The organism is Streptomyces sp. NPDC006259, assembly GCF_042870975.1.
GTDB lineage: Bacteria > Actinomycetota > Actinomycetes > Streptomycetales > Streptomycetaceae > Streptomyces.
On sequence record NZ_JBIAHY010000003.1, the window covers coordinates 581,112 to 606,622 of the forward strand.

Annotated in this window: 25 protein-coding genes; 17 read left to right on the forward strand and 8 right to left on the reverse strand. The window is 73.1% G+C overall.

Annotation, left to right across the window (positions count from 1 at the left end; translation table 11 throughout):
- Positions 1-2 precede the first annotated feature (2 nt).
- The gene (locus ACFYO5_RS13960) at positions 3-959 is read right to left on the reverse strand and encodes an FAD-dependent oxidoreductase (protein ID WP_388708216.1); all 957 of its coding nucleotides are present in this window, start codon (positions 957-959) and stop codon (positions 3-5) included.
- A 91-nt stretch (positions 960-1,050) separates the two neighbouring features.
- Here ACFYO5_RS13960 and ACFYO5_RS13965 point away from each other — a divergent pair, with 91 nt between their 5' ends.
- Positions 1,051-2,694: an ABC-F family ATP-binding cassette domain-containing protein gene (locus tag ACFYO5_RS13965; protein ID WP_388708219.1), complete on the forward strand. Its 1,644-nt coding sequence runs from the start codon at positions 1,051-1,053 to the stop codon at positions 2,692-2,694.
- 88 nt (positions 2,695-2,782) lie between these two features.
- On the opposite strand, the gene ACFYO5_RS13970 is transcribed toward ACFYO5_RS13965, so the two are convergent.
- The 3 genes from ACFYO5_RS13970 to ACFYO5_RS13980 all read right to left on the reverse strand — a co-directional run bounded on the left by ACFYO5_RS13970 (position 2,783) and on the right by ACFYO5_RS13980 (position 6,070).
- Positions 2,783-3,352: a putative glycolipid-binding domain-containing protein gene (locus ACFYO5_RS13970; RefSeq protein WP_388708221.1), complete on the reverse strand. Its 570-nt coding sequence runs from the start codon at positions 3,350-3,352 to the stop codon at positions 2,783-2,785.
- Positions 3,353-3,417: 65 nt separating this feature from the next.
- Entirely contained in the window at positions 3,418-5,847 is a 2,430-nt protein-coding gene (locus ACFYO5_RS13975) for a Tex family protein (protein WP_388708223.1), read from the reverse strand.
- A 91-nt stretch (positions 5,848-5,938) separates the two neighbouring features.
- The gene (locus tag ACFYO5_RS13980; RefSeq protein WP_356566453.1) at positions 5,939-6,070 is read right to left on the reverse strand and encodes an LPFR motif small protein; all 132 of its coding nucleotides are present in this window, start codon (positions 6,068-6,070) and stop codon (positions 5,939-5,941) included.
- A 355-nt stretch (positions 6,071-6,425) separates the two neighbouring features.
- Here ACFYO5_RS13980 and ACFYO5_RS13985 point away from each other — a divergent pair, with 355 nt between their 5' ends.
- Both ACFYO5_RS13985 and ACFYO5_RS13990 read left to right on the forward strand, forming a co-directional pair.
- Complete coding sequence (locus tag ACFYO5_RS13985; protein ID WP_388708227.1) at positions 6,426-7,472, forward strand: GlxA family transcriptional regulator; 1,047 nt, start codon at positions 6,426-6,428, stop codon at positions 7,470-7,472.
- Positions 7,421-8,056 carry a DJ-1/PfpI family protein gene (locus ACFYO5_RS13990; RefSeq protein ID WP_388708229.1) on the forward strand — a complete coding sequence of 212 codons (636 nt, stop codon included), beginning with the start codon at positions 7,421-7,423 and terminating at the stop codon, positions 8,054-8,056. The genes ACFYO5_RS13985 and ACFYO5_RS13990 overlap by 52 nt, the downstream gene beginning before the upstream one ends.
- Here ACFYO5_RS13990 and ACFYO5_RS13995 read toward each other — a convergent pair.
- Positions 8,043-8,792 carry an enoyl-CoA hydratase/isomerase family protein gene (locus ACFYO5_RS13995; RefSeq protein WP_388708232.1) on the reverse strand — a complete coding sequence of 250 codons (750 nt, stop codon included), beginning with the start codon at positions 8,790-8,792 and terminating at the stop codon, positions 8,043-8,045. The two genes, ACFYO5_RS13990 and ACFYO5_RS13995, sit on opposite strands and share 14 nt — an antisense overlap.
- A 110-nt stretch (positions 8,793-8,902) precedes the next feature.
- Here ACFYO5_RS13995 and ACFYO5_RS14000 point away from each other — a divergent pair, with 110 nt between their 5' ends.
- Both ACFYO5_RS14000 and ACFYO5_RS14005 read left to right on the forward strand, forming a co-directional pair.
- A complete protein-coding gene (locus ACFYO5_RS14000) occupies positions 8,903-9,541 on the forward strand; it encodes an HdeD family acid-resistance protein (RefSeq protein ID WP_388708234.1) in 639 nt (212 codons plus the stop codon).
- Between the two features lie 174 nt (positions 9,542-9,715).
- On the forward strand, positions 9,716-10,258 hold the full coding sequence (locus ACFYO5_RS14005) for an ATP-binding protein (protein ID WP_388709231.1): 543 nt from the start codon (positions 9,716-9,718) through the stop codon (positions 10,256-10,258).
- Between the two features lie 16 nt (positions 10,259-10,274).
- On the opposite strand, the gene idi is transcribed toward ACFYO5_RS14005, so the two are convergent.
- The 3 genes from idi to galE all read right to left on the reverse strand — a co-directional run bounded on the left by idi (position 10,275) and on the right by galE (position 13,127).
- A complete protein-coding gene (gene idi / locus ACFYO5_RS14010) occupies positions 10,275-10,868 on the reverse strand; it encodes an isopentenyl-diphosphate Delta-isomerase (protein ID WP_356566461.1) in 594 nt (197 codons plus the stop codon).
- A 214-nt stretch (positions 10,869-11,082) separates the two neighbouring features.
- Positions 11,083-12,018, reverse strand: a complete 936-nt coding sequence (locus ACFYO5_RS14015) for a cation diffusion facilitator family transporter (protein WP_356566463.1) — start codon at positions 12,016-12,018, stop codon at positions 11,083-11,085.
- A 137-nt stretch (positions 12,019-12,155) separates the two neighbouring features.
- Positions 12,156-13,127 carry a UDP-glucose 4-epimerase GalE gene (gene galE / locus ACFYO5_RS14020; protein ID WP_388708237.1) on the reverse strand — a complete coding sequence of 324 codons (972 nt, stop codon included), beginning with the start codon at positions 13,125-13,127 and terminating at the stop codon, positions 12,156-12,158.
- Positions 13,128-13,428: 301 nt separating this feature from the next.
- Between galE and ACFYO5_RS14025 the strand changes: the two genes are divergently transcribed.
- The 12 genes from ACFYO5_RS14025 to ACFYO5_RS14080 all read left to right on the forward strand — a co-directional run bounded on the left by ACFYO5_RS14025 (position 13,429) and on the right by ACFYO5_RS14080 (position 25,495).
- On the forward strand, positions 13,429-15,234 hold the full coding sequence (locus ACFYO5_RS14025; RefSeq protein ID WP_356566467.1) for a DUF5941 domain-containing protein: 1,806 nt from the start codon (positions 13,429-13,431) through the stop codon (positions 15,232-15,234).
- Positions 15,231-15,983, forward strand: a complete 753-nt coding sequence (locus ACFYO5_RS14030) for a sugar phosphate nucleotidyltransferase (protein ID WP_388708239.1) — start codon at positions 15,231-15,233, stop codon at positions 15,981-15,983. Before ACFYO5_RS14025 ends, ACFYO5_RS14030 begins: the two co-directional genes overlap by 4 nt.
- Positions 15,971-17,032 (forward strand): iron-containing alcohol dehydrogenase family protein, encoded by a 1,062-nt coding sequence (locus ACFYO5_RS14035; RefSeq protein WP_388708241.1) that lies wholly within the window; start codon positions 15,971-15,973, stop codon positions 17,030-17,032. Before ACFYO5_RS14030 ends, ACFYO5_RS14035 begins: the two co-directional genes overlap by 13 nt.
- On the forward strand, positions 17,010-17,789 hold the full coding sequence (locus tag ACFYO5_RS14040; RefSeq protein ID WP_388708244.1) for a CDP-alcohol phosphatidyltransferase family protein: 780 nt from the start codon (positions 17,010-17,012) through the stop codon (positions 17,787-17,789). The genes ACFYO5_RS14035 and ACFYO5_RS14040 overlap by 23 nt, the downstream gene beginning before the upstream one ends.
- Entirely contained in the window at positions 17,786-18,679 is an 894-nt protein-coding gene (locus tag ACFYO5_RS14045; RefSeq protein WP_356566474.1) for a glycosyltransferase, read from the forward strand. The genes ACFYO5_RS14040 and ACFYO5_RS14045 overlap by 4 nt, the downstream gene beginning before the upstream one ends.
- Positions 18,680-18,776: 97 nt before the next feature.
- Entirely contained in the window at positions 18,777-19,706 is a 930-nt protein-coding gene (locus tag ACFYO5_RS14050) for an ABC transporter permease (protein WP_356566476.1), read from the forward strand.
- A complete protein-coding gene (locus tag ACFYO5_RS14055) occupies positions 19,699-20,481 on the forward strand; it encodes an ABC transporter ATP-binding protein (protein WP_356566478.1) in 783 nt (260 codons plus the stop codon). Before ACFYO5_RS14050 ends, ACFYO5_RS14055 begins: the two co-directional genes overlap by 8 nt.
- 365 nt (positions 20,482-20,846) lie before the next feature.
- Complete coding sequence (gene hpnC / locus ACFYO5_RS14060; protein WP_388709233.1) at positions 20,847-21,740, forward strand: squalene synthase HpnC; 894 nt, start codon at positions 20,847-20,849, stop codon at positions 21,738-21,740.
- Positions 21,737-22,687, forward strand: a complete 951-nt coding sequence (gene hpnD / locus ACFYO5_RS14065; RefSeq protein ID WP_356566482.1) for a presqualene diphosphate synthase HpnD — start codon at positions 21,737-21,739, stop codon at positions 22,685-22,687. Before hpnC ends, hpnD begins: the two co-directional genes overlap by 4 nt.
- Positions 22,687-22,839, forward strand: a complete 153-nt coding sequence (locus ACFYO5_RS14070; protein WP_388708248.1) for a DUF6380 family protein — start codon at positions 22,687-22,689, stop codon at positions 22,837-22,839. Before hpnD ends, ACFYO5_RS14070 begins: the two co-directional genes overlap by 1 nt.
- The gene (gene hpnE, locus ACFYO5_RS14075; protein ID WP_388708250.1) at positions 22,836-24,356 is read left to right on the forward strand and encodes a hydroxysqualene dehydroxylase HpnE; all 1,521 of its coding nucleotides are present in this window, start codon (positions 22,836-22,838) and stop codon (positions 24,354-24,356) included. The genes ACFYO5_RS14070 and hpnE overlap by 4 nt, the downstream gene beginning before the upstream one ends.
- A gap of 74 nt (positions 24,357-24,430) precedes the next feature.
- Complete coding sequence (locus tag ACFYO5_RS14080) at positions 24,431-25,495, forward strand: polyprenyl synthetase family protein (protein ID WP_356566717.1); 1,065 nt, start codon at positions 24,431-24,433, stop codon at positions 25,493-25,495.
- Positions 25,496-25,511 lie beyond the last annotated feature (16 nt).

The window sequence follows — 25,511 nt, forward strand, 5'->3', positions numbered from 1 at the left end:
GTTCAGGAGGGGGCGGCCAGCCCGGCCGCCTCCTCCGCGCAGCCCCACGCCACGGTCACCCCGGCTCCGCCGTGCCCGTAGTGGTGCACCACCACCCGCCCGTCCGGCAGCACCCGCCGCTCCAGCCGCACCGCCGGCCGGACCGGCCGCAGTCCCACCCGGTGCTCCAGGATCCGCGCCCCCGCCACCTCCGGCCGCAGCGCCGCACAGCGCCGCACGATCGCCGCCGCCACCGCCCGGTCCGGCTCCAGGGACCACACGTCGTCCTCCGCCGTGCCGCCCAGCAGCAGCCGCCCCGGCTGCGGGAAGAGGTAGGCCATCCCGCCGTCCGGCGTGGTGGACACCAGCCAGGTGCGCAGGCCCGGGTTCGCCACGACGACCAGCTGTCCGCGCACCGGCCGTACGGAGGGGTCCGCGGCCAGGTCACGGGCGCCCAGGCCGGTGCAGTTCACCACCACCGGCGCGTCCGCCTCGGCCAGATCCCGCACCGTGCGCTCCTCGACCGTGCCGCCCGCCCGCCGCAGCCGCTCCCGCAGCCAGGGCAGGTGTGCCGCCATGTCGATCAACGGCAGCCGGGCGTGGACGGCGGTGCCGCCTGCGTACTCCGCCGTCGTCGCCCGGCGCAGCCCGGCCAGCCGCCCGACGGCCCAGCCCTCGACATCGTCCAGGTCGGTCTCGCCCATCACCCCGTCGACCAGGCGCACCCCGGTCGTCCCCGGCCGCTCCGCCAGCTTCTCGTACACCTCCAGCGAGCGCAGCGCCCACGTCCGCGCCGACGCCATCGGCTCGATGTGGTACGGCCACCACAGCGCGCCCGCGACCGCCGAGGTGGTCCGCTCCACCGGGTCCCGCGTCCACACCCGGACCCGCCGGCCCCGTTCGGCGAGGACGAGCGCCGTCACCAGCCCGACGACCCCGCCCCCGACCACGATCACATCGTCACCGCGTCGCGTGTCCACGCCCGGACGGTAGCCGACCACCGGCCCGTCGGCGACGGTGCGAAACCGCCGCGACCCGGGCACCGGCGGTGCGACTAGGATCTACTCCCTGATGACTGCCACTCTCGTCGCCAAGAACCTCGCCGCCGGCCACGGCGACCGCGCCCTCTTCTCCGGGCTCGACCTCGTCGTCGCCCCTGGGGACGTGATCGGGCTGGTCGGAGCCAACGGCGCGGGCAAGTCCACCCTGCTGACGCTCCTCGCCGGGCTCTCCGCACCCGAGCAGGGCGAGCTGCGCCTGTCCCCGCCGACCGCGAGCGTCGGCCACCTGCCCCAGGAGCCCGAACGCCGGCCCGGCGAGAGCGTGCGCGAGTTCCTCGCCCGCCGCACCGGCGTCGCCGAGGCCCAGCGGACCATGGACGAGGCCACCCAGGCCCTCGTCGACGGGGCGCCCGGATCCGACGACGCGTACGCCACGAGCCTGGAACGCTGGCTGGACCTCGGCGGCGCCGATCTGGACGAGCGCGCCGAGGACGTCGCCGACTCCCTCGGGCTGGGTGTCGACCTGAACCAGCCGATGACCTCGCTCTCCGGCGGCCAGGCGGCCCGCGCCGGCCTCGCCTCCCTCCTGCTGTCCCGCTACGACGTCTTCCTCCTGGACGAGCCCACCAACGACCTCGACCTGGACGGCCTGGAGCGCCTCGAACGCTTCGTGACCGGCCTGCGCGCCGGCACCGTCGTCGTCAGCCACGACCGCGAGTTCCTCACCCGCACCGTCACCAAGGTCCTCGAACTCGACCTCGCCCAGCAGCAGGTCAGGCTCTACGGCGGCGGCTACGACGCCTACCTGGAGGAGCGGGACGTGGCCCGCCGGCACGCCCGCGACGACTACGAGGAGTTCGCCGACAAGAAGGCCGCCCTCCAGGACCGCGCGCAGACGCAGCGCTCCTGGATGGACAAGGGCGTCAAGAACGCACGCCGCAAGGCGGCCAACGACAACGACAAGATCGGCCGCAAGTTCCGCAGCGAGGCCAGCGAGAAGCAGGCCGCGAAGGCCCGCCAGACCCAGCGCATGATCGAGCGCCTGGAGGTGGTCGACGAGCCGCGCAAGGAGTGGGAGCTGCGCATGGAGATCGCGTCCGCCCCGCGCTCCGGTGCCGTCGTGGCGACCCTGCGCGACGCCGAGGTGCGGCGCGGCGGCTTCGCCCTCGGCCCGGTGACCCTCCAGGTCGACTGGGCCGACCGGGTCGCGGTGACCGGCGCCAACGGCGCCGGCAAGTCCACCCTGCTCGGCGCGCTCCTCGGCCGGATCCCGCTGGACGCCGGGCACGGCGCGCTCGGTTCGGGCGTCCTGGTCGGCGAGGTCGACCAGGCCCGCAAGCTGTTCCACGGCCCCGAGGCGCTGCTCGACGCGTTCGGCGCGGCCGTCCCGGACACCGAACCGGCGGAGGTGCGCACCCTGCTGGCCAAGTTCGGGCTCAAGGCGGAGCACGTGCTGCGTCCGGCGGCCACCCTGTCACCCGGCGAGCGCACCCGTGCAGCTCTCGCCCTTCTCCAGGGCAGGGGAGTGAACCTCCTCGTCCTGGACGAGCCCACCAACCACCTGGACCTCCCGGCCATCGAACAGCTGGAGTCGGCCCTCGACGCCTACGAGGGCACGCTCCTGCTGGTGACCCACGACCGCCGCATGCTGGACGCGGTCCACGTCACCCGCCGCCTGGAGGTCGCCGACGGCAAGGTGACGGAACGCCGGTAGAACCTGCCGTCGCGCCTCCGCCTGCCGGGCGACGCCCGGCACGCGCTCTCGCCGCACCGGGCCGAGGCCCGAGGACGGCCGGCCGCGGTCACCCCGCGACGCGGGTGGCCAGCCCCGGATAGTCGACGACGAAGCCGTCCGCGTCGAAGTCCAGGTCGCTGCGGAAGGTCGCGGAAGCGAACCGGACCCGGCCCCCGCCGCCGGGTGTGCGCGCCAGATGGGTGTACGTCTGCCGGGACGGCCGTACCGTCAGGTCCGGCACGGACACCCACGCCATCAGCAGCCGCCGCTCGCCCGCCACCCGGTGCAGCCGGTGCCGCAGCACCGGCATGGTGTTGGTGAGCGGGCTGCGCCCCAGGTCGCAGTCGAGCGCGCCGTCGAAGGCGGGCAGCCGTTCCCCGTCGGCCGTCCACCCGCCGCGCCCGTCGTGCCGCAGATCGAGGCTGCGGCTGCGGGCGGCGGTCTCGGCCGTCACCCGCAGCCGGCGCGTGACGCAGTCGGCCGACGTCTCCAGCTCATAGCTGATCCAGTACGGCTCCGGCAGGGTGGCGACCGCCCGCCCCCGGGCCCGCAGGACGTCACCGTCGAGTTCGGCCCAGGCGGTCTCGTATCCCCGGCCGGCGGATACGTCCCAGGTGAGTACACGCGAGGTGCTCATACCGGCACTGTACGAGACGGGCCCGGCCGCCGCGGAGTGCGGAGACCGGGCCCACCGCTCGCCCGTTACCGCTTGCCCCCGGGGTCGGCCAGTCCGGCCCGGCGCAGGGCGTCCGCCATCGCGCTGTTGGCCGGCGGCGGAGCCTGGCGCGCGCCGGCGGACCGCTGGCCCCCGCCGCGCTGTCCGTCCTGCTGCCGCTGCCCGCCCTGCCCGCCCTGCTGCCGCTGTCCGCCCTGTCGGCGCTGCTGCGGCGGACGCCCGCCGCGCTGCGGCCGGCCCTCGCCCGCCGGGTCGCCCTTGGGCGCCGCCTCGTCGTCCAGCCGCAGCGTCAGGGAGATCCGCTTGCGCGGGATGTCGATGTCGAGGACCTTCACCCTGACGATGTCACCGGGCTTGACCACGTCCCGCGGGTCCTTGACGAAGGTGTGGGACAAGGCGGAGACATGCGCCAGTCCGTCCTGGTGGACGCCGATGTCGATGAACGCCCCGAAGGCCGCGACGTTGGTGACGACGCCCTCCAGCACCATCCCCGACTCCAGGTCGGAGATCTTCTCCACGCCGTCCTTGAACGTGGCCGTCCTGAAGGCGGGCCGCGGGTCACGCCCGGGCTTCTCCAGCTCCTTCAGGATGTCGGTGACGGTCGGCAGACCGAACGTCTCGTCCACGAAGTCGGCCGGCCGCAGCGAACGCAGTACCGCCGTGTTGCCCACCAGCGAGGCGACGTCCTGACCGGACGTCCTCACCATCCGGCGTACCACCGGGTAGGCCTCGGGGTGCACGCTGGAGGCGTCCAGCGGGTCGTCGGCGCCGCGGATCCGCAGGAATCCCGCGCACTGCTCGTACGCCTTGGGGCCGAGCCGGGGCACCTTCTTCAACGCCTGCCGGGACGTGAACGGCCCGTTGGAGTCCCGGTGCGCCACGATGTTCTCGGCGAGGCCGGAGGTGATGCCGGAGACCCGGGCGAGCAGGGGGGCCGAGGCGGTGTTGACGTCGACCCCGACGCCGTTCACGCAGTCCTCCACCACCGCGTCCAGCGAACGCGACAGCTTCAGCTCGGACAGGTCGTGCTGGTACTGGCCGACCCCGATCGACTTCGGGTCGATCTTCACCAGCTCGGCCAGCGGATCCTGGAGCCGGCGCGCGATCGAGACCGCGCCGCGCAGCGACACGTCCATGTCGGGCAGCTCCTGCGAGGCGAACGCGGACGCCGAGTACACCGACGCGCCGGCCTCCGACACCATCACCTTGGTCAGCTTCAACTCCGGGTGCCTGTCGATGAGTTCACCGGCGAGTCTGTCGGTCTCGCGGGACGCGGTGCCGTTGCCGATCGCGATCAGCTCGACCGCGTGCTCCTTCGCCAGCCGCGCCAGCTTGGCGATCGCCTCGTCCCACCGGTTGGCGGGGACGTGCGGGTGGATGACGTCGGTGGCGACGACCTTGCCGGTCGCGTCGACGACGGCGACCTTCACGCCCGTACGGAAGCCGGGGTCCAGGCCGAGCGTCGCCCGCGTGCCCGCGGGGGCGGCGAGCAGCAGATCACGCAGGTTCGCCGCGAAGACGTTCACCGCCTCGTCCTCGGCGGCCGTGCGCAGCCTGAGCCGCAGATCGATGCCGAGGTGCACGAGGAGGCGGGTGCGCCAGGCCCAGCGGACGGTGTCCTTGAGCCACTTGTCGCCCGGCCGGCCGCGGTCCGTGATGCCGAACCGGTGGGCCACGATCCCCTCGTACGAGGACGGCCCGTCCGTCGGCTCCTCCGGCTCCAGGACGAGGTCGAGGACCTCCTCCTTCTCACCGCGCAGCATGGCCAGGATCCGGTGCGAGGGCAGCGCGGTGAACGGCTCGGCGAAGTCGAAGTAGTCGGCGAACTTCGCGCCCGTCTCCTCCTTGCCCTTCCGTACCTTCGCGGCGAGCCGGCCCCGGACCCACATCCGCTCGCGCAGCTCACCGATCAGGTCGGCGTCCTCCGAGAACCGCTCGGTGAGGATCGCCCGCGCGCCGTCCAGCGCGGCCTGCGGATCGGCGACGCCCTTGTCGGAGTCGACGAAGGCGGCCGCCGCGGCGAGCGGCTCCACCGAGGGGTCCCCGAGCAGTCCGTCGGCGAGGGGCTCCAGGCCCGCCTCGCGTGCGATCTGCGCCTTCGTCCGCCGCTTGGGCTTGAACGGCAGGTAGATGTCCTCCAGCCGCGCCTTGGTCTCGGCACCCCGGATCCGCGCTTCCAGCTCGTCGGTGAGCCTGCCCTGCTCGCGCACGGACTCCAGGATCGCCGTCCGGCGCTCCTCCAGCTCCCGCAGATAGCGCAGCCGCTCCTCGATCGTGCGCAGCTGCGCGTCGTCGAGCATGTCGGTCGCTTCCTTGCGGTAGCGGGCGATGAAGGGCACCGTCGAGCCGCCGTCGAGCAGCTCCACGGCGGACTTCACCTGCCGCTCCCGCACGCCGAGTTCCTCGGCGATCCTGCCTTCGATGGACCCTACGAGGGCTGGCAGCTGTGTCGTCACGATTCCCGTACCGCCTTCTCCACTGAGGTTGCGCGGCAATTGTGGCAGGCGGCGCCGACACTCGGGGGATCAGGACGTGTCCGGGCGGGCCTCAGGCCCTGCCGTGCCGCGTGCTGGAGGAGGCCCCGCCGAACAGGCGGGCGAGGGCCCGGAAGGGCAGCGTCACGACGGTGGCGATGGCCCCACCGATCTGCCGCAGTACGTCTGCGATGGCACGGAACACGGAGTTCTCCTTTCGTCTCCCGGCCACGACGGCCGGGACCTCCGGGTACCTCCTGCGAGGCCGATCATGCTTGCCCGCGTTCCGGCATCCTCCCCACCAGGGTGTTTTCCCCTGTTTCGGTCCTGTTTCGTCAGGGACGGCATCGTGTACCCGCACGGGCCGACGGCACGGTGGACGCGGAGGCCCGCACCGTCACCCCCCGCCGGGCCCGGCGCGTCCCGGCCGACACCGCCATGGACGGGGCCGCGGGCGCCGGGCCGACGACGGTCCGCCGGCGCGCCGCGCGCACCGCATGGCAGAAAGGGTGGGAAACGCGTCGTTGCGGCCGTCGCCCCGCCCGCGAAGAATCGACCGCATGGCCCAGCGCACCGTCCTCGTCGTCCTCTTCGACGACGTCCAGAGCCTCGACGTCACCGGCCCCGTGGAGGTCTTCGCGGGGGCCGACGCGCACGTCCCCGGCACCTACCGCGTCCGGACCGCCTCGCTGGACGGCGGTGCCGTGCGCACCTCCAGCGGTCTGACCCTCGTACCCGACACGGCCCTCTCCGACGCGCCCGACCCGCACATCCTCCTTGTGCCGGGCGGCCGGGGCACCCGCACGCCCGACCCGCGGCTGACCGACTGGCTGCGTGAGCACGGCCCGCGCGCCGAGCGCCTGGTCTCGGTGTGCACCGGCGCGATCCTCCTCGCGGAGGCGGGGCTGCTGGACGGCCGCCGCGCCACGACCCACTGGGCGTACTGCGACACCCTCGCCCGCGACCACCCGGCGATCGAGGTCCACACCGACCCCGTCTACGTGCGCGACGGGCACGTCTCCACCTCGGCCGGCGTCACCGCGGGCATCGACCTGGCCCTCGCCCTGGTCGAGGAGGACCTGGGCCGGGAGGTGGCCCTCGGCATCGCCCGCCACCTGGTCGTCTTCCTGCGCAGGCCCGGCAACCAGGCCCAGTTCAGCGCCCAGCTCGCCGCGCAGACCGCCCGGCGGGAGCCGCTGCGCGAGGTCCAGCAGTGGATCACCGAGCACCCGGACGGCGACCTGAGCGTCGAGTCCCTCGCCGCCCGCGCCCTGCTGTCGCCCCGCCACTTCGCCCGCGCCTTCCGCGCCGAGACCGGCACGACTCCCGGCCGCTACGTCGACCGGGTCCGCCTCGAACACGCCCGGCGGCTGCTGGAGGACACCGCCGGCGGTGTCGAGGAGATCTCCCGCGCCAGCGGATACGGCACCGCGGAGGCCATGCGCCGGGCCTTCGTCAAGGCCCTCGCCGTCTCCCCGGCCGAGTACCGCCGCCGGTTCCGCCCCGCCGCCCCCATGCGCCGAACGTTCACCGGTTCCTCCCCGAAAGGCAACGCATGCAGATCGCCATCGTCCTCTTCGACCGCTTCACCGCACTGGACGCCGTAGGCCCCTACGAGATGCTCGGCCGCCTCCCCGACGCGCGCACCGTCTTCGTCGCCGAGCGGACCGGCCCGGTGCGCACCGACACCGGGAACCTCGCCCTCACCGCCGACCGGACCCTCGCCGAGGTGCCGAGCCCCGACATCGTGGTCGTGCCCGGCGGCCCCGGCCAGACCCCCCAGATGGACAACCCCGTGCTGCTGGACTGGCTGCGCGCCGCCGACACCGCCAGCACCTGGACGACCTCGGTGTGCACCGGTTCCCTCCTCCTGGCGGCCGCCGGACTCCTCGACGGCCGCCGGGCCACCTCCCACTGGCTCGCCCTGGACCACCTGAAGCGGTACGGCGCCGAGCCGACGCGGGAGCGGGTCGTCACCGACGGCAAGTACGTCACCGCGGCCGGCGTCTCCGCCGGCATCGACATGGGTCTCACGCTGCTCGGCCGGATCGCCGGCGCCGAACGCGCCCAGGCCGTCCAGCTGCTGACCGAGTACGACCCGCGGCCGCCCTACGACGCCGGATCACCGGAGAAGGCACCGGCGCACCTCGTCGAGAAGTTCCGGGCCACGAGCCGGTTCACCCTGACGTAGTCCAGGTGAAGCGCGGCTCCCTGCGCTCCAGGAAGGCGGCGACCCCCTCCGCGGTGTCGCCGCCGGCCCGCGCCTGCGCCGTCCAGTGGGCGTCGCGGTCCGTGCGGCCGTCGGCGAACTCCTTCGCCGCGGCCTGCGTCAGCCGCGAGCGGGACACCAGGACGCCGGTGAACTCCGCGACCCTGTCGTCGAGTCCGCCGGCCGGCCGCACCTCGTCGACCAGACCGGTGCGCAGCGCTCGCTCGGTGTCGATCAACTCGCCGGAGAAGAGAAGGTACTTGGCGGTGGCCGGACCCACCAGCCCCACCAGCCGCCGGGTGGCGGAGGACGGGTAGACGATCCCGAGCCTGGCCGGCGTCACCCCGAACAGCGCGCCCTCCTCGGCGAACCGCAGATCGCAGGCGGCCGCGAGCTGCGCGCCGCCGCCCACGCAGTGCCCCTTCACCGCGGCCAGCGTCGGCTTGGGGAAGGCGGCGAGCGCCTCCTCGGCCCGCACGGCCAGCGCCTGCGCCTCGTCGGGCGAGCCCTGGAGGGTGGAGATGTCGGCCCCCGCGCAGAAGGTGCCGCCCGCGCCGGTCAGTACCAGCGCCCCCACGGCGGGATCGGCGGCCAGCTTCGCCAGCAGCGGTGGCAGCGCCCGCCACATCGCGGCCGTCATGGCGTTGCGCTTGGCCGGATGGTGCAGGACGACGGTGGCGACAGCGTCGGTGACACCGTGCAGCAGTTCGGGCTCCATGGCCCGGATGCTAACCGTCCGGCCGCGCACATGATCAAGCCCGGCCGGGTGAGCGGCACGGCATCGAGGGCACAGGGGACTCAGGGGGAACGCGCTACGAGGAGGTGCCCATGGACACGTCCACCCGGCCCCGGGGCGGGACGGCGAAGCTCCGCAGGGATCTCAGCTGGCTCGCCGTGCTCGGGGTGATCCTGGTGGTGGCCGGGCTCGTCGGGCTCGTCTACACCGGTGTCGCCACCCTGACCTCGATGCTGCTGTTCGGCTGGCTGCTGCTGATCGGCGGCGTCGTCGGCCTGCTGCACGCGATCCAGGCCCGCGGCACCAACTTCTTCTGGCTGGGTGTGATCGTGGCCGCCCTGAACATCGCCGCCGGAGTCGTGATCGTCCGCAAACCCGACGAGGCCGCCGCCGCGCTCACCATGTTCGCCGCCCTGCTGTTCCTCACCGGCGGTCTCTTCCGGCTGGTCGGCAGCATGGTCGTGCGGGGCCCGCAGTTCGGCTGGACACTCATGCTGGGCGCCTTCGACCTGCTGCTCGGCATCCTGGTGCTGATCGACTGGCCGAGCAGCAGCCAGTACGTCATCGGCTGCTTCTTCTCCCTCGCCCTGCTCTTCGACGGGCTCGGGCTGGTGGCCACCGGCTTCGGGGGCAGGCGCATCGTGGGCATGGTCACCGACCGCATGGCCGGGGAGGCCGACGCGGGGGACGAACCGGGCGGGGGCACCGCCCAACGCGTACAACCCGAATAGTGCGCGAAGGTGGCACGGACGTCACAGAAGCGGTCGGGTCTCCGGCACGGACGGTCCTGGGCGGTCGGAAGCGCTCGATATTCGCTGACTTCTGTTCAGGTATCCGGCCGGAAGCGCGGTGTTACCAACACTCGACGTGTGGTGACAATCGAGCGCAAGGACGGCGACCGGACGATGGAGAACCACGGGCGCGGGCCCGGCCCACGCCCCGAGGGCGAAGCGGGAGCACCTCCCGAGACGTCGGAGGCCTCACCGGACGACAGAGTGCCGCGACGGCCGCCGCGGCCGCTGCCCTACGAGGGTGTCTGGCGGTTCACCGCCCCCGCCGAGGACGTCTCGGTCCCGCAGGCCAGACACGCCGTGCGGGACCTGCTGTACCGGCAGGGGGTGCCCGCCTCGGACGACCTGGTCCAGGGCCTGCTGCTGATCGTCTCCGAGCTGGTGACCAACGCCGTACGGCACGCGGCACTGCTGTCGCCGATGCTCGCGGTGGAGGTGGCCGTCGGGGCCGAGTGGGTGCGGGTGTCGGTGGAGGACAACCACCCCTACCGCCCGACCGCCCTGGAGACCGACCACGGCCGGACCGGCGGGAGGGGCCTGCTGCTGGTGCGGGAGATCACCCGCGAGGCCGGCGGGGCCTGCGACGTCGAACACACCGCGGGCGGCGGCAAGGTGATCTGGGCCGCCCTGCCGCTCAAGCCCGCGGGACTCCGCTAGCTCGCCCACCGCTGGTTCACCAGCCGGCCGAGGGACCCGTCAGCTCCCGCACCGCCGGCCTGGCCGCGTCCAGCACGGTCATGAACCAGGAGGAGAACCCGTCCTTCGCATGCCGCTCCGCCAGCTCGGCGGCCGTCACGAAGGCCGTGTCACCGACCTCCTCCGGGTCCGGCCGCAGCGCGGACTGCACCATCCCCACGAACAGGTGGTTGTACTCCTGCTCCACCAGACCCGAGGCCGGGTCCGGGTGGTTGTAGCGGACCGTGCCCGCCTCCGCCATCAGCGAGGGGGACACCCCCAGCTCCTCGAAGGTCCGCCGCGCGGCCGCCGCGAACGGCGCCTCACCCGGGTAGGGGTGACCGCAGCAGGTGTTGGACCAGACGCCGGGGGAGTGGTACTTGCCGAGCGCCCGCTGCTGGAGCAGCAGCCGGCCCCGCTCGTCGAAGAGGAACACGGAGAACGCCCGGTGCAGCCGCCCCGGCGCCCGATGGGCCGCGAGCTTCTCCGCGGTGCCGATGGTCACGCCGTCCTCATCGACCAGTTCCAGCAAAATCGGGTCCGCGGTGCCGCTCGACGAGCCGTTCGTCGCGGTGGCAGGTGTGATCGGCATACCCATCCTTAACATCGTCCTCGCGCCCCAGTCTGCCGTACGCGCACGGCGCTTCCGGCACTTCCCCGCGAACGCCCGCATGTCCCGCCGCACGGCGCGACCGCGGCCGTCGCCACTCCGTCACCGGAAACGGGCCCCGGTGGGTGATCTTGCCCGGCACCGCGGGCGCGGAACCGTCCGGAACGCATGTGCGAACACCGTGCAGGGCGGGCGCTCAGTGGCACAGCCGCGCCTCGTGCTCCGCGTGCCCGCTGGGCTCCAGCTGGAAGGTGCAGTGCGCCACGTCGAAGTGATCGCCCAGGCAGCCCTGGAGTTCGTGCAGCATCTTCTCGTGGCCGATCGCGTCCAGCACGTCGGAGCGCACCACCACGTGCGCCGACAGCACCGGCATCCCGGAGGTGATCGTCCAGGCGTGGAGGTCGTGCACGTCCTCCACGCCGTCCAGGGCGACCATGTGGGTGCGGACCTCCGCCATGTCGACGCCCTTCGGGGCCGCCTCGAGCAGCACGTCCAGCGTCTCGCGCAGCAGCTTCACGGTGCGCGGCACGATCATCAGGCCGATGACGAGCGAGGCGACCGGGTCGGCCGCCTGCCAGCCCGTCGTCAGGATCACCACCGCCGACAGCAGCACCGCGACCGAGCCCAGCGCGTCCGCCGCCACCTCGAGGAACGCGCCCCGCACGTTGAGGCTGTCCGCCTGCCCACGCATCAGCAGCGTCAGGGAGACCATGTTGGCGACCAGGCCGATCCCGCCGAAGAGGATCATCAGGGAGCCCTCGGTCGGGGCCGGCGTGAAGAACCGCTGGACGGCCTCGTAGACGACGTAGCCGCCCACGCCGAGCAGCAGCAGACAGTTGGCGAGGGCGGCCAGGATCTCGGCACGGGCGTACCCGAAGGTGCGGTTCCCGGTCGGCGGGCGGCTCGCGAAGTGGATGGCGAGCAGCGCCATGCCCAGGCCGAGCGCGTCGGTCGCCATGTGCGCGGCGTCCGCGATCAGCGCGAGGGAGTCGGCGAGCAGGCCACCGACGATCTCCACCACCATGACGGTCAGCGTGATCGACAGCGCGGCGCGCAGTCTGCCCCGGTACGCCGCCGCCGCCGTGCCGGTGGCCGGCGCGTGCGTGTGGCCGTGATCGTGCCCTGCCCCCATGAGAAACAGCCTCCTGTGATCCGCCCGGGATCCCAGTCAACTACGGGTGGGGGGTATCCGGCAACGCGGCACTGAACACCGTTGTCATATGCCCTGACCTGCGGAAACGAACCGCAGGTCAGGCGCCTGCCGACCGCTCATCCGCCGTGGTGCGACTGCCAGCCCCGCCAGGCCGACGCGACCATCTCGCGCATCCCCCGCGAGGCGCTCCAGCCCAGTTCCCGGGCGGCCAGCGCCGCCGACGCCACCGCGCGCGGCGCGTCACCGGGGCGTCGCCCCTCGACGACGGCCGGCCGGCCGTCGCCGGTGACCTCGCCGATCAGCGTGACCAGCTCGCGCACCGAGACGCCCTCGCCGCGGCCGATGTTCACCGTCAGATCGCCGCCGGCATCCGGCGCGGTGAGCCGCCGGGCCGCCGCGAGATGCGCCTCGGCCAGGTCGGCCACGTGGATGTAGTCCCGCACACAGGTGCCGTCGGGCGTCGGATAGTCGTCACCGAAGATCCGCGGGGCCTCGTCGCGGGTGAGCCGGTCGAAGACCATCGGGACGATGTTGAAGACCCCGGTGTCGGCCAGCTCCGGCGCGGCCGCCCCGGCCACGTTGAAGTAGCGCAGGCAGGTCGTCGCGATGCCGTGCGCCTCGCCCGCCGCCCGCACCAGCCACTCCCCGGCGAGCTTGGTCTCGCCGTACGGGTTGACGGGGGCGCAGGGGGTGTCCTCCGTGATGAGGTCCACGTCCGGGTTGCCGTAGACGGCCGCCGACGAGGAGAACACGAACCGCCGGACACCGGCCCCGGCGACCGCCTCCAGCAGCGTGGCCAGACCTCCGACGTTCTCCCGGTAGTAGTGCGTGGGCCGCGCCACCGACTCGGCGACCTGCTTGCGCGCCGCCAGGTGCACCACCCCGGTCACCGCGTGCTCGGCCAGGACCCGCTCGACCAGGCCGGCGTCGAACGCCGAGCCCGCCACGAACGGCACCTTCGCCGGCAGCCGTCCGGGGACACCGGCCGACAGGTCGTCCAGCACGACGACGCGCTCGCCGGCGCCGGTCATGGCCCGCGCCACATGTGCCCCTATGTATCCGGCCCCGCCGGTGATCAGCCACGTCATGGCCGCCCACCCTATGCCGAGGCCCCGGGTCCGTGCGCAATGTCCCGGATGTCTGCCGTGCGGGAGCGCGGTTTGTCGACGGGGCCGCCGATCGCCCATGATGATCTCGGCGAAGGCCGGTCCGGGCCGCGTGGATCGGACCTGAACGGCCGGTGAACACGGCCTTCCCGGCATCCGATAGCCTCTGCCGAATGCCGCGCGCCCGGTGCCGTCACCGGTGCCGTCCAGGGGCGTCCGCCCTGCACAGCCCACCACGCAGAAGACCGGCGCGCACACGCCGGGACCCAGGGAGTGAGTTCGGTTGTCGACCGCCATCCTCACCGGTCAGCCGGTCCCCGGTTCGTCGATCGAGGCAGACCTGCGGTCCCTCGGCTTCGACGTCCGCACCGCCGCCGATGCCGCCGACGCGGAGACGCTGCTCGCCGCCGTCCCGGGTGAGGAGCGGGTCGCCGTCGTCGACACCCGCTTCGTGGGCCACCGGCACGCGCTGCGCCTCGGCCTGACCGACCCCCGCTTCCCGCTCGCCGCGGTGCCGGGCGCCGTCACCGCGCAGCCGGCCGGCCGCCGGGCCCTGACCCGCGCCATGGCCCGCGAGACCTCCGCGACCGGCGGCACCGCGCTCGCCGTGGACAGCCTCGCCGACCGCATCGTCACCGCCCTCGACGCCGACGGCAGCGAGGTCCACCGCCCCGAGCTGGGCAGCCTGGTCGCCGCCGTCCCCGCCGACCCGCAGGCCCGCAACGAGGCACGGCAGGCCGTCGGCGCCGTCGACGACGAGGCCGTACGCCTGAAGTCGGCGGTGAAGGCCCGCGACGGCTTCTTCACCACGTTCTGCATCAGCCCCTACTCGCGCTACCTCGCCCGCTGGTGCGCCCGCCGGGGCATGACCCCCAACCAGGTCACCACCGCCTCGCTGATCACCGCGCTGATCGCGGCGGGCTGCGCGGCCACCGGCACCCGCGTCGGGTACGTCGCCGCCGGACTGCTCCTCCTCCTCTCCTTCGTCCTGGACTGCACCGACGGTCAGCTCGCCCGCTACTCCTTGCAGTACTCCACCCTCGGCGCCTGGCTCGACGCCACCTTCGACCGGGCCAAGGAGTACGCCTACTACGCGGGTCTCGCCCTCGGCGCCGCCCGCGGCGGCGACGACGTGTGGGCGCTGGCCCTCGGCGCGATGGTCCTCCAGACCTGCCGGCACGTCGTGGACTTCTCCTTCAACGAGGCGAACGCCGACAGCACGGCCGCCAGCACCAGCCCCACCGCCGCCCTCTCCGGCAAGCTGGACAGCGTCGGCTGGACGGTCTGGGCGCGCCGGATGATAGTGCTGCCCATCGGCGAACGATGGGCCATGATCGCCGTCCTCACCGCGGCCACCACCCCGCGCGTCACCTTCTACGTCCTGCTCGTCGGCTGCGCCTTCGCCGCGACCTACACCACGGCGGGCCGCGTCCTGCGCTCCCTCACCCGCAGGGCGCGCCGCACGGACCGGGCGGCGCAGGCTCTCGCCGACCTCGCCGACAGCGGGCCGGCGGCCGGCCTGCTGGTCCGGTTCCTGCCCGGCGATCCGCGTCCGACGGCGACCCTCAGTGCCGCCGCCGGCGCCGTCATGGTCACGCTCGCGGCCTGGCTGTGGGGACCGGGCTGGTGGGTCGTGCCGGCGGCCGGCGCCTACGTCCTGCTGGCCGCCGAAGCCGTCACCCACCCCCTCAAGGGGGCCCTCGACTGGCTCGTCCCGCCGCTGTTCCGCGCCGCCGAGTACGGCACGGTGCTGCTCCTCGCGGCCAAGGCGGACGTGGACGGGGCGCTGCCGGCGGCTTTCGGGCTGGTCGCCGCCGTCGCCTACCATCACTACGACACGGTGTACCGCATCCGCGGCAACGCCGGAGCGCCGCCGGCCTGGCTGGTGCGCGCCGTCGGGGGGCAGGAGGGGCGGACGCTGCTCGTGGCCGTACTGGCCGCCGTGCTCACCGCCCGGCAGTTCACGGTCGCGCTCACGGTCCTGGCCGTGGCCGTCGCCCTCGTGGTGCTCTTCGAGAGCATCCGCTTCTGGGTCGCCGCCCACCGGGCAGGCGCCCCGTCCGTACACGATGAAGGAGAACCCGCATGATCGGCCTCGTGCTGGCGGCCGGCGCCGGACGGCGTCTGCGCCCCTACACCGACAGCCTTCCCAAGGCTCTGGTGCCGGTGGGGCCCGCGGGCATAGAGGGCGAGCCCACGGTGCTGGACCTGACCCTCGGCAACTTCGCCGAGATCGGTCTGACCGAGGTCGCGGTCATCGTCGGCTACCGCAAGGAGGCCGTGTACGAGCGCAAGGCGGCCCTGGAGGCGAAGTACGGCCTCAAGCTGACCCTCATCGACAACGACAAGGCCGAGGAGTGGAACAACGCCTACTCCCTGTGGTGCGGGCGTGACGCCCTCAAGGACGGGGTGATCCTCGCCAACGGCGACACCGTGCACCCGGTCTCCGTGGAGAGGACCCTGCTCGCCGCCCGCGGCGACGGCAAGAGGATCATCCTCGCCCTCGACACCGTGAAGTCGCTCGCGGACGAGGAGATGAAGGTCGTCGTCGACCCCGCCAAGGGCATGACGAAGATCACCAAGCTGATGGACCCCGCCGAGGCCACCGGCGAGTACATCGGCGTCACCCTCATCGAGGGCGACGCCGCCCCCGAACTGGCCGACGCGCTGAAGACCGTCTGGGAGACCGACCCCCAGCAGTTCTACGAGCACGGCTACCAGGAACTGGTGAACCGCGGCTTCCGGATCGACGTGGCCCCGATCGGCGACGTCAGCTGGGTCGAGATCGACAACCACGACGACCTCGCCCGTGGACGGGAGATCGCATGCCAGTACTGACCCGGCTGATCCCCTCCCCGGTCGTCGTCGACATCCGTCCGGGTGCCCTCGACGACCTCGTGGGGGTCCTCGCCGACGAGCGCATCTCGCACTCCGGCAAGCTCGCGATCGCCGTGAGCGGCGGCTCGGGCGCCCGGCTGCGCGAGCGCCTCACCCCCGCCCTGCCCGGCGCCACCTGGTACGAGGTCGGCGGCGGCACCCTCGACGACGCCGTGCAGCTCGCCGGTGACATAAAGGCCGGCCACTACGACGCCGTCGTGGGCCTGGGCGGCGGCAAGATCATCGATTGCGCCAAGTTCGCCGCGGCACGCGTCGGCCTGCCGCTCGTGGCCGTACCGACGAACCTCGCGCACGACGGCCTGTGCTCGCCGGTCGCCACCCTCGACAACGACGCGGGCCGCGGCTCCTACGGGGTGCCCAACCCGATCGCCGTCGTGATCGACCTGGACGTCATCCGCGACGCGCCGGTGCGCTACGTACGGGCCGGCATCGGTGACGCCGTCTCCAACATCTCCGCGATCGCCGACTGGGAACTCGCCCACCGCGTCAAGGGCGAGAAGATCGACGGCCTCGCCGCCGCGATCGCCCGGCAGGCCGGCGAGGCGGTCCTCAGGCACCCGGGCGGCATCGGCGACACCGGCTTCCTCCAGGTGCTCGCCGAGGCGCTCGTCCTCAGCGGCATCGCGATGTCGGTGTCCGGCGACTCCCGCCCGTCCTCCGGCGCCTGCCACGAGATCAACCACGCCTTCGACCTGCTCTACCCGAGGCGCGCCGCCGCCCACGGCGAGCAGTGCGGACTGGGCGCGGCCTTCGCGATGTACCTGCGCGGCGCCCACGAGGAGTCGGCGTACATGGCCGAGGTGCTGCGACGGCACGGGCTGCCGGTGCTGCCCGACGACATCGGCTTCACGACGGAGGAGTTCGTCAAGGTCGTGGAGTACGCCCCGCAGACCCGCCCCGGCCGCTACACGATCCTCGAACACCTCGACCTCAAGACCGAACAGATCAAGGACACCTACGCCGACTATGTCAAGGCCATCGGTAGCTGAACTCAGACCGGTCGTCCACCCCCCGGGGGTGAAGGACCGGCGCAGCGGTGAGCACTGGATGGGACGCCTCTACATGCGTGAGGTGTCCCTGCGGGTCGACCGCTACCTGGTCAACACCAGGGTCACGCCCAACCAGCTCACGTACCTGATGACCGTCTTCGGCGTGCTCGCGGCCCCGGCCCTGCTGGTGCCGGGGATCGCGGGCGCGGTGCTCGGCGTGGTCTGCGTCCAGATGTACCTGCTGCTGGACTGCGTCGACGGCGAGATCGCCCGCTGGAAGAAGCAGTACTCCCTCGGCGGCGTCTACCTGGACCGGGTCGGCGCCTATCTGACCGACGCGGCCGTGCTCGTCGGCTTCGGCCTGCGCGCCGCCGACCTGTGGGGCACCGGACGCATCGACTGGCTGTGGGCCTTCCTCGGCACGCTGGCCGCGCTCGGCGCGATCCTGATCAAGGCGGAGACCGACCTCGTCGGCGTCGCCCGCCACCAGGGCGGACTGCCGCCGGTCAAGGAGACGGCGTCCGAGCCGCGCTCCTCCGGCATGGCGCTGGCCCGCCGGGCCGCCGCCGCGCTCAAGTTCCACCGCCTGGTCCTGGGGATCGAGGCCTCGCTGCTCATCCTGGTCCTGGCGATCGTGGACCAGACGCGCGGCGACCTCTTCTTCTCCCGGCTCGGGGTCGCCGTACTGGCCGGTATCGCGCTGCTCCAGACGGTGCTGCACCTGGTGTCCATCCTCGCGTCGAGCAGGCTGCGGTGAGCGCCCCCGTGAAGGTCGGCGCGGTGATCATCACCATGGGCAACCGCCCCGAGGAACTGCGCGCCCTGATCGACTCGATCGCCAAGCAGGACGGCGACCCGGTCGAGGTCGTCGTGGTGGGCAACGGCTCCCCGGTCCCGGACGTCGCCGAGTTCGCCGCGCACGTGCGCACCGTCGAGCTGCCGGAGAACCTCGGCATCCCCGGCGGCCGCAACGTCGGCACGGAGGCCTTCGGGCCCAGCGGCCGCGACGTCGACATCCTGCTGTTCCTCGACGACGACGGTCTGCTCGCCCGGCACGACACCGCCCGGCTGTGCCGCGAGGCCTTCGCGGCCGACCCCGAGCTGGGCATCATCAGCTTCCGCATCGCCGACCCCGAGACCGGGGTCACCCAGCGCCGCCACGTGCCCCGGCTGCGCGCCTCGGACCCGATGCGCTCCTCCCGCGTCACCACCTTCCTCGGCGGCGCCAACGCGGTGCGCACCCAGGTCCTCGCCGAGGTCGGCGGGCTCCCGGACGCGTTCTTCTACGCCCACGAGGAGACCGACCTGGCATGGCGGGCCCTCGACGCGGGCTGGATGATCGACTACCGGGCCGACATGGTGCTGCACCACCCGACGACCGCGCCCTCGCGGCACGCGGTCTACCACCGCATGGTCGCCCGCAACCGGGTCTGGCTGGCCCGGCGGAACCTCCCTGCGCCCCTCGTCCCGGTCTACCTCGGCGTCTGGCTGCTGCTCACCCTGGTGCGCCGCCCCTCGCGCCCGGCGCTGAAGGCGTGGTTCGGTGGTTTCCGGGAAGGGTGGACCACGTCCTGCGGACCGCGCCGCCCCATGAAGTGGCGTACGGTGTGGCGGCTGACCCGACTGGGCCGGCCTCCCGTCATCTGACAAGCTCGTCCCCGAGGGCCCCGGGCCGTTCCGCGGCCCCCCGGCACGTGCCGGCCCGGTTCAGGCCGCGCATCCCGAAGACGAAGGTTTCCTACTGGTGAGTGAGACAACGCATGACGGCGGAGTCGCGGTGAGCGCGCCGCCGTCGCCCGACGAGGGCCTCACGGCGGCACAGCTGGCCGCCAAGTACGGGTTGGCCGTGAGCGGTGCCCGGCCTTCGCTGCGGGAGTACGTCCGCCAGCTCTGGGGGCGTCGTCACTTCATCCTGGCCTTTTCCCAGGCGAAGCTGACCGCGCAGTACAGCCAGGCCAAGCTGGGCCAGCTGTGGCAGGTGGCCACGCCGCTGCTGAACGCCGCCGTGTACTTCATGATCTTCGGCGTGATCCTCAACGCCAGCCGCGGCATGGACAAGGAGGTGTACATCCCGTTCCTCGTCACGGGCGTGTTCGTCTTCACCTTCACCCAGTCCTCGGTGATGAGCGGGGTCCGGGCCATCTCCGGCAACCTCGGCCTGGTCCGCGCCCTGCACTTCCCGCGGGCCTCGCTGCCGATCTCCTTCGCGCTCCAGCAGCTCCAGCAGCTGCTGTACTCGATGATCGTGCTGTTCCTGGTGGTGATCGGCTTCGGCAGTTACCCGGACGCCTCCTGGGCTCTGATCGTCCCGGTGCTGGCGCTCCAGTTCTGCTTCAACACCGGTCTGGCGCTGGTGTTCGCGCGGGCCGGCGCGAAGACCCCGGACCTGGCGCAGCTGATGCCGTTCGTGATGCGGACCTGGATGTACGCCTCCGGTGTCATGTTCTCCATCCCCGTCTTCCTCGCCGAGAAGCCGCAGTGGGTGGCCAACGTGCTGCAGTGGAACCCGGCCGCCATCTACATGGACCTGATGCGCTTCGCCCTCATCGACGAGTACGGCGCCGAGAACCTGCCCGAGCACGTGTGGGTGGTCGCCGGCGGCTGGGCCGCGCTGTTCGCGATCGGCGGCTTCGTCTACTTCTGGCAGGCGGAGGAGAGGTACGGCCGTGGCTGAGCAGGCGCCGGGCACCCGGGTCCCCACCGTCATCGCCGACGACGTGCACATCGTCTACCGCGTCAACGGCGCCCGGACGGGCAGGGGCAGCGCCACCGCCGCCCTCAGCCGCATCGTCAAGCGCGGCGGCGAGGAGCGGGGCGTGCGCAAGGTGCACGCGGTGCGCGGCGTCTCCTTCGTGGCCCACCGCGGCGAGGCCGTCGGCCTGATCGGCTCCAACGGCTCCGGCAAGTCCACCCTGCTGCGCGCCATCGCCGGCCTGCTGCCGCCGGAGAGCGGCAAGGTCTTCACCGACGGCCAGCCCTCCCTGCTCGGCGTGAACGCCGCCCTCATGAACGACCTCACCGGCGAACGCAACATCGTCCTCGGCGGTCTCGCCATGGGCATGACCCGGGAGCAGATCAAGGAGCGCTACCAGGAGATCGTCGACTTCTCCGGCATCAACGAGAAGGGCGACTTCGTCACCCTGCCCATGCGCACCTACTCCTCCGGCATGCAGGCCCGCCTGCGGTTCTCCATCGCCGCGGCCAAGGACCACGACGTCCTCATGATCGACGAGGCGCTGGCCACCGGCGACGCGAAGTTCCGCAAGCGCTCCGAGGAACGCATCCGGGAGCTGCGGCGGCAGGCCGGGACGGTGTTCCTGGTCAGCCACAGCAACAAGTCGATCCGCGACACCTGCGACCGCGTGCTGTGGCTGGAACGCGGTGAACTGCGCATGGACGGACCGACCGAAGAGGTCTTGCGGGAGTACGAGAAGTTCACCGGGAAGTGACCCGGACCCGGTGCCGCCGGGGCCCCGCCGGAACCTTCCGGCGGGGCCCCGCGTCTGCAAAGGAAGCGTCAACTCCTGCCCCTGGTAGGAATCTTGACGCCAATCGGTGCGTTGTTGTGATCTGCGGGACACCCCCGCGAACCCCGGCGCGTTGTACAACGTAAGCTGTAGCGGTCCCGAATCGCGTCAAGTGGGGCGATAACGCGCGACACCCTCGGGCACCGCCGCCGCGCGGGCGGCCGGGCGGCGTGTCCGAAATAGTGGGTGTCGGGTTGTCGGTGTAGAACGGGAGATGTGACGGCAATGGCTACGGAAACTCCCCAGCTCAACGCAGCATGCGCCGTCCCCGCGCCGGGCAGTCCGCGATGACGGCGCCGAGCATGGCGGACACGGAGCGCGGCACCCTGGCCAAGGCCGCCGGCGAGAACTTCCCCGTGGCCCCGTTCTTCCTGCCTCGGGACTGGCGCGAGGACCTGGTCGCCGTGTACGGCTTCGCCCGCCTCGTCGACGACATCGGTGACGGCGACCTGGCGCCCGGCGGCGCCGACGCCCACCTGCTGGGCGTGCCGGCCGACGAGGCCGAGGACCGCCTCGTCCTCCTCGACGCCTTCGAGGCCGACCTGCGGCGCGTCTTTGACGGCACGCCCCGCCACCCCCTGCTGCGCCGCCTCCAGCCCACCGTGCGCCGCCGCTCGCTCACCCCCGACCCCTTCCTCGGCCTGATCGCCGCCAACCGCCAGGACCAGCTCGTCACCCGGTACGAGACCTACGACGACCTGCTGGCCTACTGCGAGCTGTCCGCCAACCCGGTGGGCCGGCTGGTCCTCGCCGTCACCGGCACCACGACCCCCGAGCGCGTCCGGCGCTCCGACGCGATCTGCACCGCGCTCCAGATCGTCGAGCACCTCCAGGACGTGGCCGAGGACCTCGGCCGCGACCGTGTCTACCTGCCCGCCACCGACATGAGGCGTTTCCACGTCCAGGAGGCGGACCTCGCCGCGGCCACCGCGGGCGCGTCGGTGCGCGCCCTGGTCGCCTTCGAAGCCGAACGCGCCCGCGATCTGCTGAATGAGGGTGCCCCTCTCGTGGGTAGCGTCCACGGAAGGCTCAGGCTGCTGCTCGCGGGCTTCGTGGCGGGAGGAAGGGCGGCGCTCCACGCGATCGCCGCCGCCCAGCACGACGTTCTTCCCGGCCCGCCCAAGCCCGGCAGGCTCCGGCTGCTGCGCGAGGTGGGCGTGACCCTGCGAGAAGAGGGGTGATCCGGACCGTGGACTCTCCGCCACCCGTGTCCGCACCGGTACTCGCCGCCTACGGCTACTGCGAGACGGTCACCGGACAGCAGGCGCGCAACTTCGCCTACGGCATCCGGCTGCTGCCCACCGCCAAGCGGCGCGCGATGTCGGCGCTGTACGCGTTCTCGCGCCGCGTCGACGACATCGGCGACGGCGCGCTGGACGCCGAGGTCAAGGGCGCCCGGCTGGAGGACACGCGGGCGCTGCTCACCCGGGTCCGCGCCGGCGAGGTCGCGGAGGACGACACCGACCCCGTCGCGGTCGCCCTCGCGCACGCGGCGAAGACCTTCCCGATCCCGCTCGGCGGCCTGGACGAGCTGATCGACGGCGTCCTGATGGACGTCCGCGGCGAGACCTACGAGACCTGGGACGACCTGAAGACGTACTGCCGCTGTGTGGCGGGTGCCATCGGGAGGCTCTCCCTCGGCGTGTTCGGCACGGAACCGGCGGCGCGCGGCGCCGAACGGGCGCCGGAGTACGCCGACACCCTCGGCCTCGCCCTCCAGCTGACCAACATCCTGCGGGACGTCCGCGAGGACGCCGTCGGCGGGCGCGTCTACCTGCCCGCCGACGACCTCGCCAAGTTCGGCTGCTCGGCCGGGTTCGACGGGCCGACGCCGCCGGAGGGCTCCGACTTCGCGGGCCTCGTGCACTTCGAGGTGCGGCGGGCCCGCGCCCTCTTCGCCGAGGGCTACCGGCTGCTCCCGCTGCTCGACCGCCGCAGCGGCGCCTGCGTGGCCGCGATGGCCGGCATCTACCGCCGCCTCCTCGACCGCATCGAACGCGACCCCGAGGCCGTCCTGCGCGGCCGGGTCTCCCTGCCGGGCCGGGAGAAGGCGTACGTCGCCGTCCGCGGACTCTCCGGTCTGGACACCCGCCATGTGTCCCGGCTGGCCGGCAGGAGGCAGCTCTGATGGACCCACGGGGTGACGGAGCGGACCAGGGGGACGCCGCCGGCGGCGAACGGCGGGCAACCCCGCGCCGCGGCGCGGCGTCCCTGACTGCGACGATCGGCCGTGCGGAGTTCCACGGTCACGGTGGGCGCGCAGAGAAGGGTGCACGATGAGCGACGAACCGCGCTCCGGCAGCGCGGAGACCTCCGGGCGGGACGCCGTCGTGATCGGCGGCGGGCTCGCCGGCATCACCGCCGCGCTCGCGCTCGCCGACGCCGGCGTCCGCGTCACCCTGCTCGAGGGCCGGCCCCGGCTCGGCGGCCTGGCCTTCTCCTTCCAGCGCGGCGGGCTCACCGTCGACAACGGTCAGCACGTCTACCTGCGCTGCTGCACCGCCTACCGCTGGTTCCTCGACCGCATCGAGGGCGCGGCGCTGGCACCGCTCCAGAACCGTCTCGACGTGCCCGTCGTCGACCTCGCCAGGCCCGAGGGGCGACGGCTCGGCAGGCTGCGGCGCGACGCGCTGCCGGTCCCCCTGCACCTGGGGCGCAGCCTCGCCACCTATCCCCACCTCTCGCTCGCCGACCGCGCCAGGGTCGGCCGGGCCGCGCTCGCGCTCAAGGGACTCGACCTCGCGGATCCGGCCCTGGACGCCCAGGACTTCGGCAGCTGGCTGACCGCGCACGGCCAGTCGGCGCGGGCCGTCGAGGCCCTGTGGGACCTGGTCGGGGTCGCCACCCTCAACGCGGTGGCGGGCGACACCTCCCTGGCGCTCGCCGCGATGGTGTTCAAGACCGGTCTGCTGTCCGACCCGGGCGCCGCCGACATTGGCTGGGCCCGCGTCCCGCTGGGCGACCTGCACGACCGGCTGGCCCGCGAGGCGCTCGACGCCGCGGGCGTGCGCACCGAGGTCCGTACCCGCGTCACCGGGATCTCCGCCGACGAGCACGGCACCTGGACGGTCCAGGTCCCCGGCGAGACGCTGCGCGCGGACGCCGTCGTGCTCGCCGTACCGCAGCGCGAGGCGCACGACCTGCTGCCGGACGGGGCGCTGGACGCCCCCGAGCGGCTCCTGGAGATCGGGACGGCGCCGATCCTGAACGTGCACGTCGTCTACGACCGCAAGGTGCTCGACGTCCCCTTCTTCGCCGCGCTCGGCACCCCCGTGCAGTGGGTGTTCGACCGCACCGACGCCTCAGGACTGCGCGAGGGCCAGTACCTCGCCCTGTCGCAGTCCGCCGCGCGGGACGACATCGACGCGCCCGTCGCCGCCCTGCGCGCGCGCTACCTGCCCGAACTGGAGCGGCTGCTGCCGGGCACCCGCGGCGCCACGGTGCGCGACTTCTTCGTGACCCGGGAGCGCACGGCCACCTTCGCTCCCGCCCCCGGCGTCGGACGGCTCAGGCCCGGCGCCCGCACCAAGTCACCCGGCCTGTACCTGGCCGGGGCGTGGACCGCCACCGGGTGGCCCGCGACCATGGAGAGCGCGGTGCGCAGTGGCGTGAGCGCGGCGGACGCCGCCCTCGGCGCCCTCGGCCGGCCCCGCCCCCGCCGCCTCTTCGCGTTCGAGGAGGCGGCCCACCGCATCGTCCCGGGGGACGCCGCGTCCGACGGCGGCCGCGCCACGGGCCGGAGTGCCGGCCGAGAACCGGAGGGCCCGGGTGTTCCCCTGCGAGGTGGCACCCGGTGACGTTCGATCAGCACGGCCCGGCACACCCCCGCACCCCCTCCGGTACCGCGACAAGAGGAGAAACTGTGCCCACTGTGCCCCCGGCCGAGACGGCCGCTCGGAGGACCGCGGTGGACGTGACCGCGCTGCTGGAGCGCGGCCGGACCCTGGCCACACCGGTGCTGCGCGCGGCCGTCGACCGCCTGGTGTCACCCATGGACACGGTCGCCGCCTACCACTTCGGCTGGATCGACGCCCAGGGCAATCCGACCGACGGGGACGGCGGCAAGGCCGTACGTCCCGCGCTCGCGGTGCTCTCCGCCGAGGTCACCGGTGCCGCGCCCGAGGTGGGCGTGCCCGGCGCGGTCGCCGTCGAACTGGTCCACAACTTCTCGCTCCTGCACGACGACCTGATGGACGGCGACGAGCAGCGCCGCCACCGCGACACCGTCTGGAAGGTGCACGGTCCCGCCCAGGCCATCCTGGTCGGCGACGCCCTGTTCGCCCTGGCCAACGAGGTCCTTCTCGAACTCGGCACGGTCGAGGCGGGCCGGGCCGCCCGCCGGCTGACCACCGCCACCCGCGCCCTGATCGACGGGCAGGCCCAGGACATCTCCTACGAGCACCGCGACCGCGTCAGCGTCGAGGAGTGCCTGGAGATGGAGGGCAACAAGACCGGCGCCCTGCTGGCCTGCGCCAGCTCCGTCGGCGCGGTGCTCGGCGGCGCGGACGCGCACACCGCCGACACGCTGGAGCGGTACGGCCACCACCTCGGCCTGGCCTTCCAGGCCGTCGACGACCTCCTCGGCATCTGGGGCGACCCGGAGGCCACCGGCAAGCAGACCTGGAGCGATCTGCGCCAGCGCAAGAAGTCCCTGCCGGTCGTGGCCGCGCTCGACGCCGGCGGCCCCGCCTCCGAGCGGCTCGGGGAGATGCTCGCCGCCGACGCCAAGCGCGGCGACTTCGAGGACTTCTCGGAGGAGGAGTTCGCGGCCCGCGCCGCGCTCATCGAGGAGGCGGGCGGCCGGGAGTGGACCGCCGAGGAGGCACGCCGTCAGCACGCCATCGCCATCGAGGCCCTGACCGCCGTCCCCATGCCCGAGCGGGTGCGCGAACAGTTCACGGCGCTCGCCGACTTCGTCGTCGTACGAAAGAGATGATCACTATCGGTCGAAT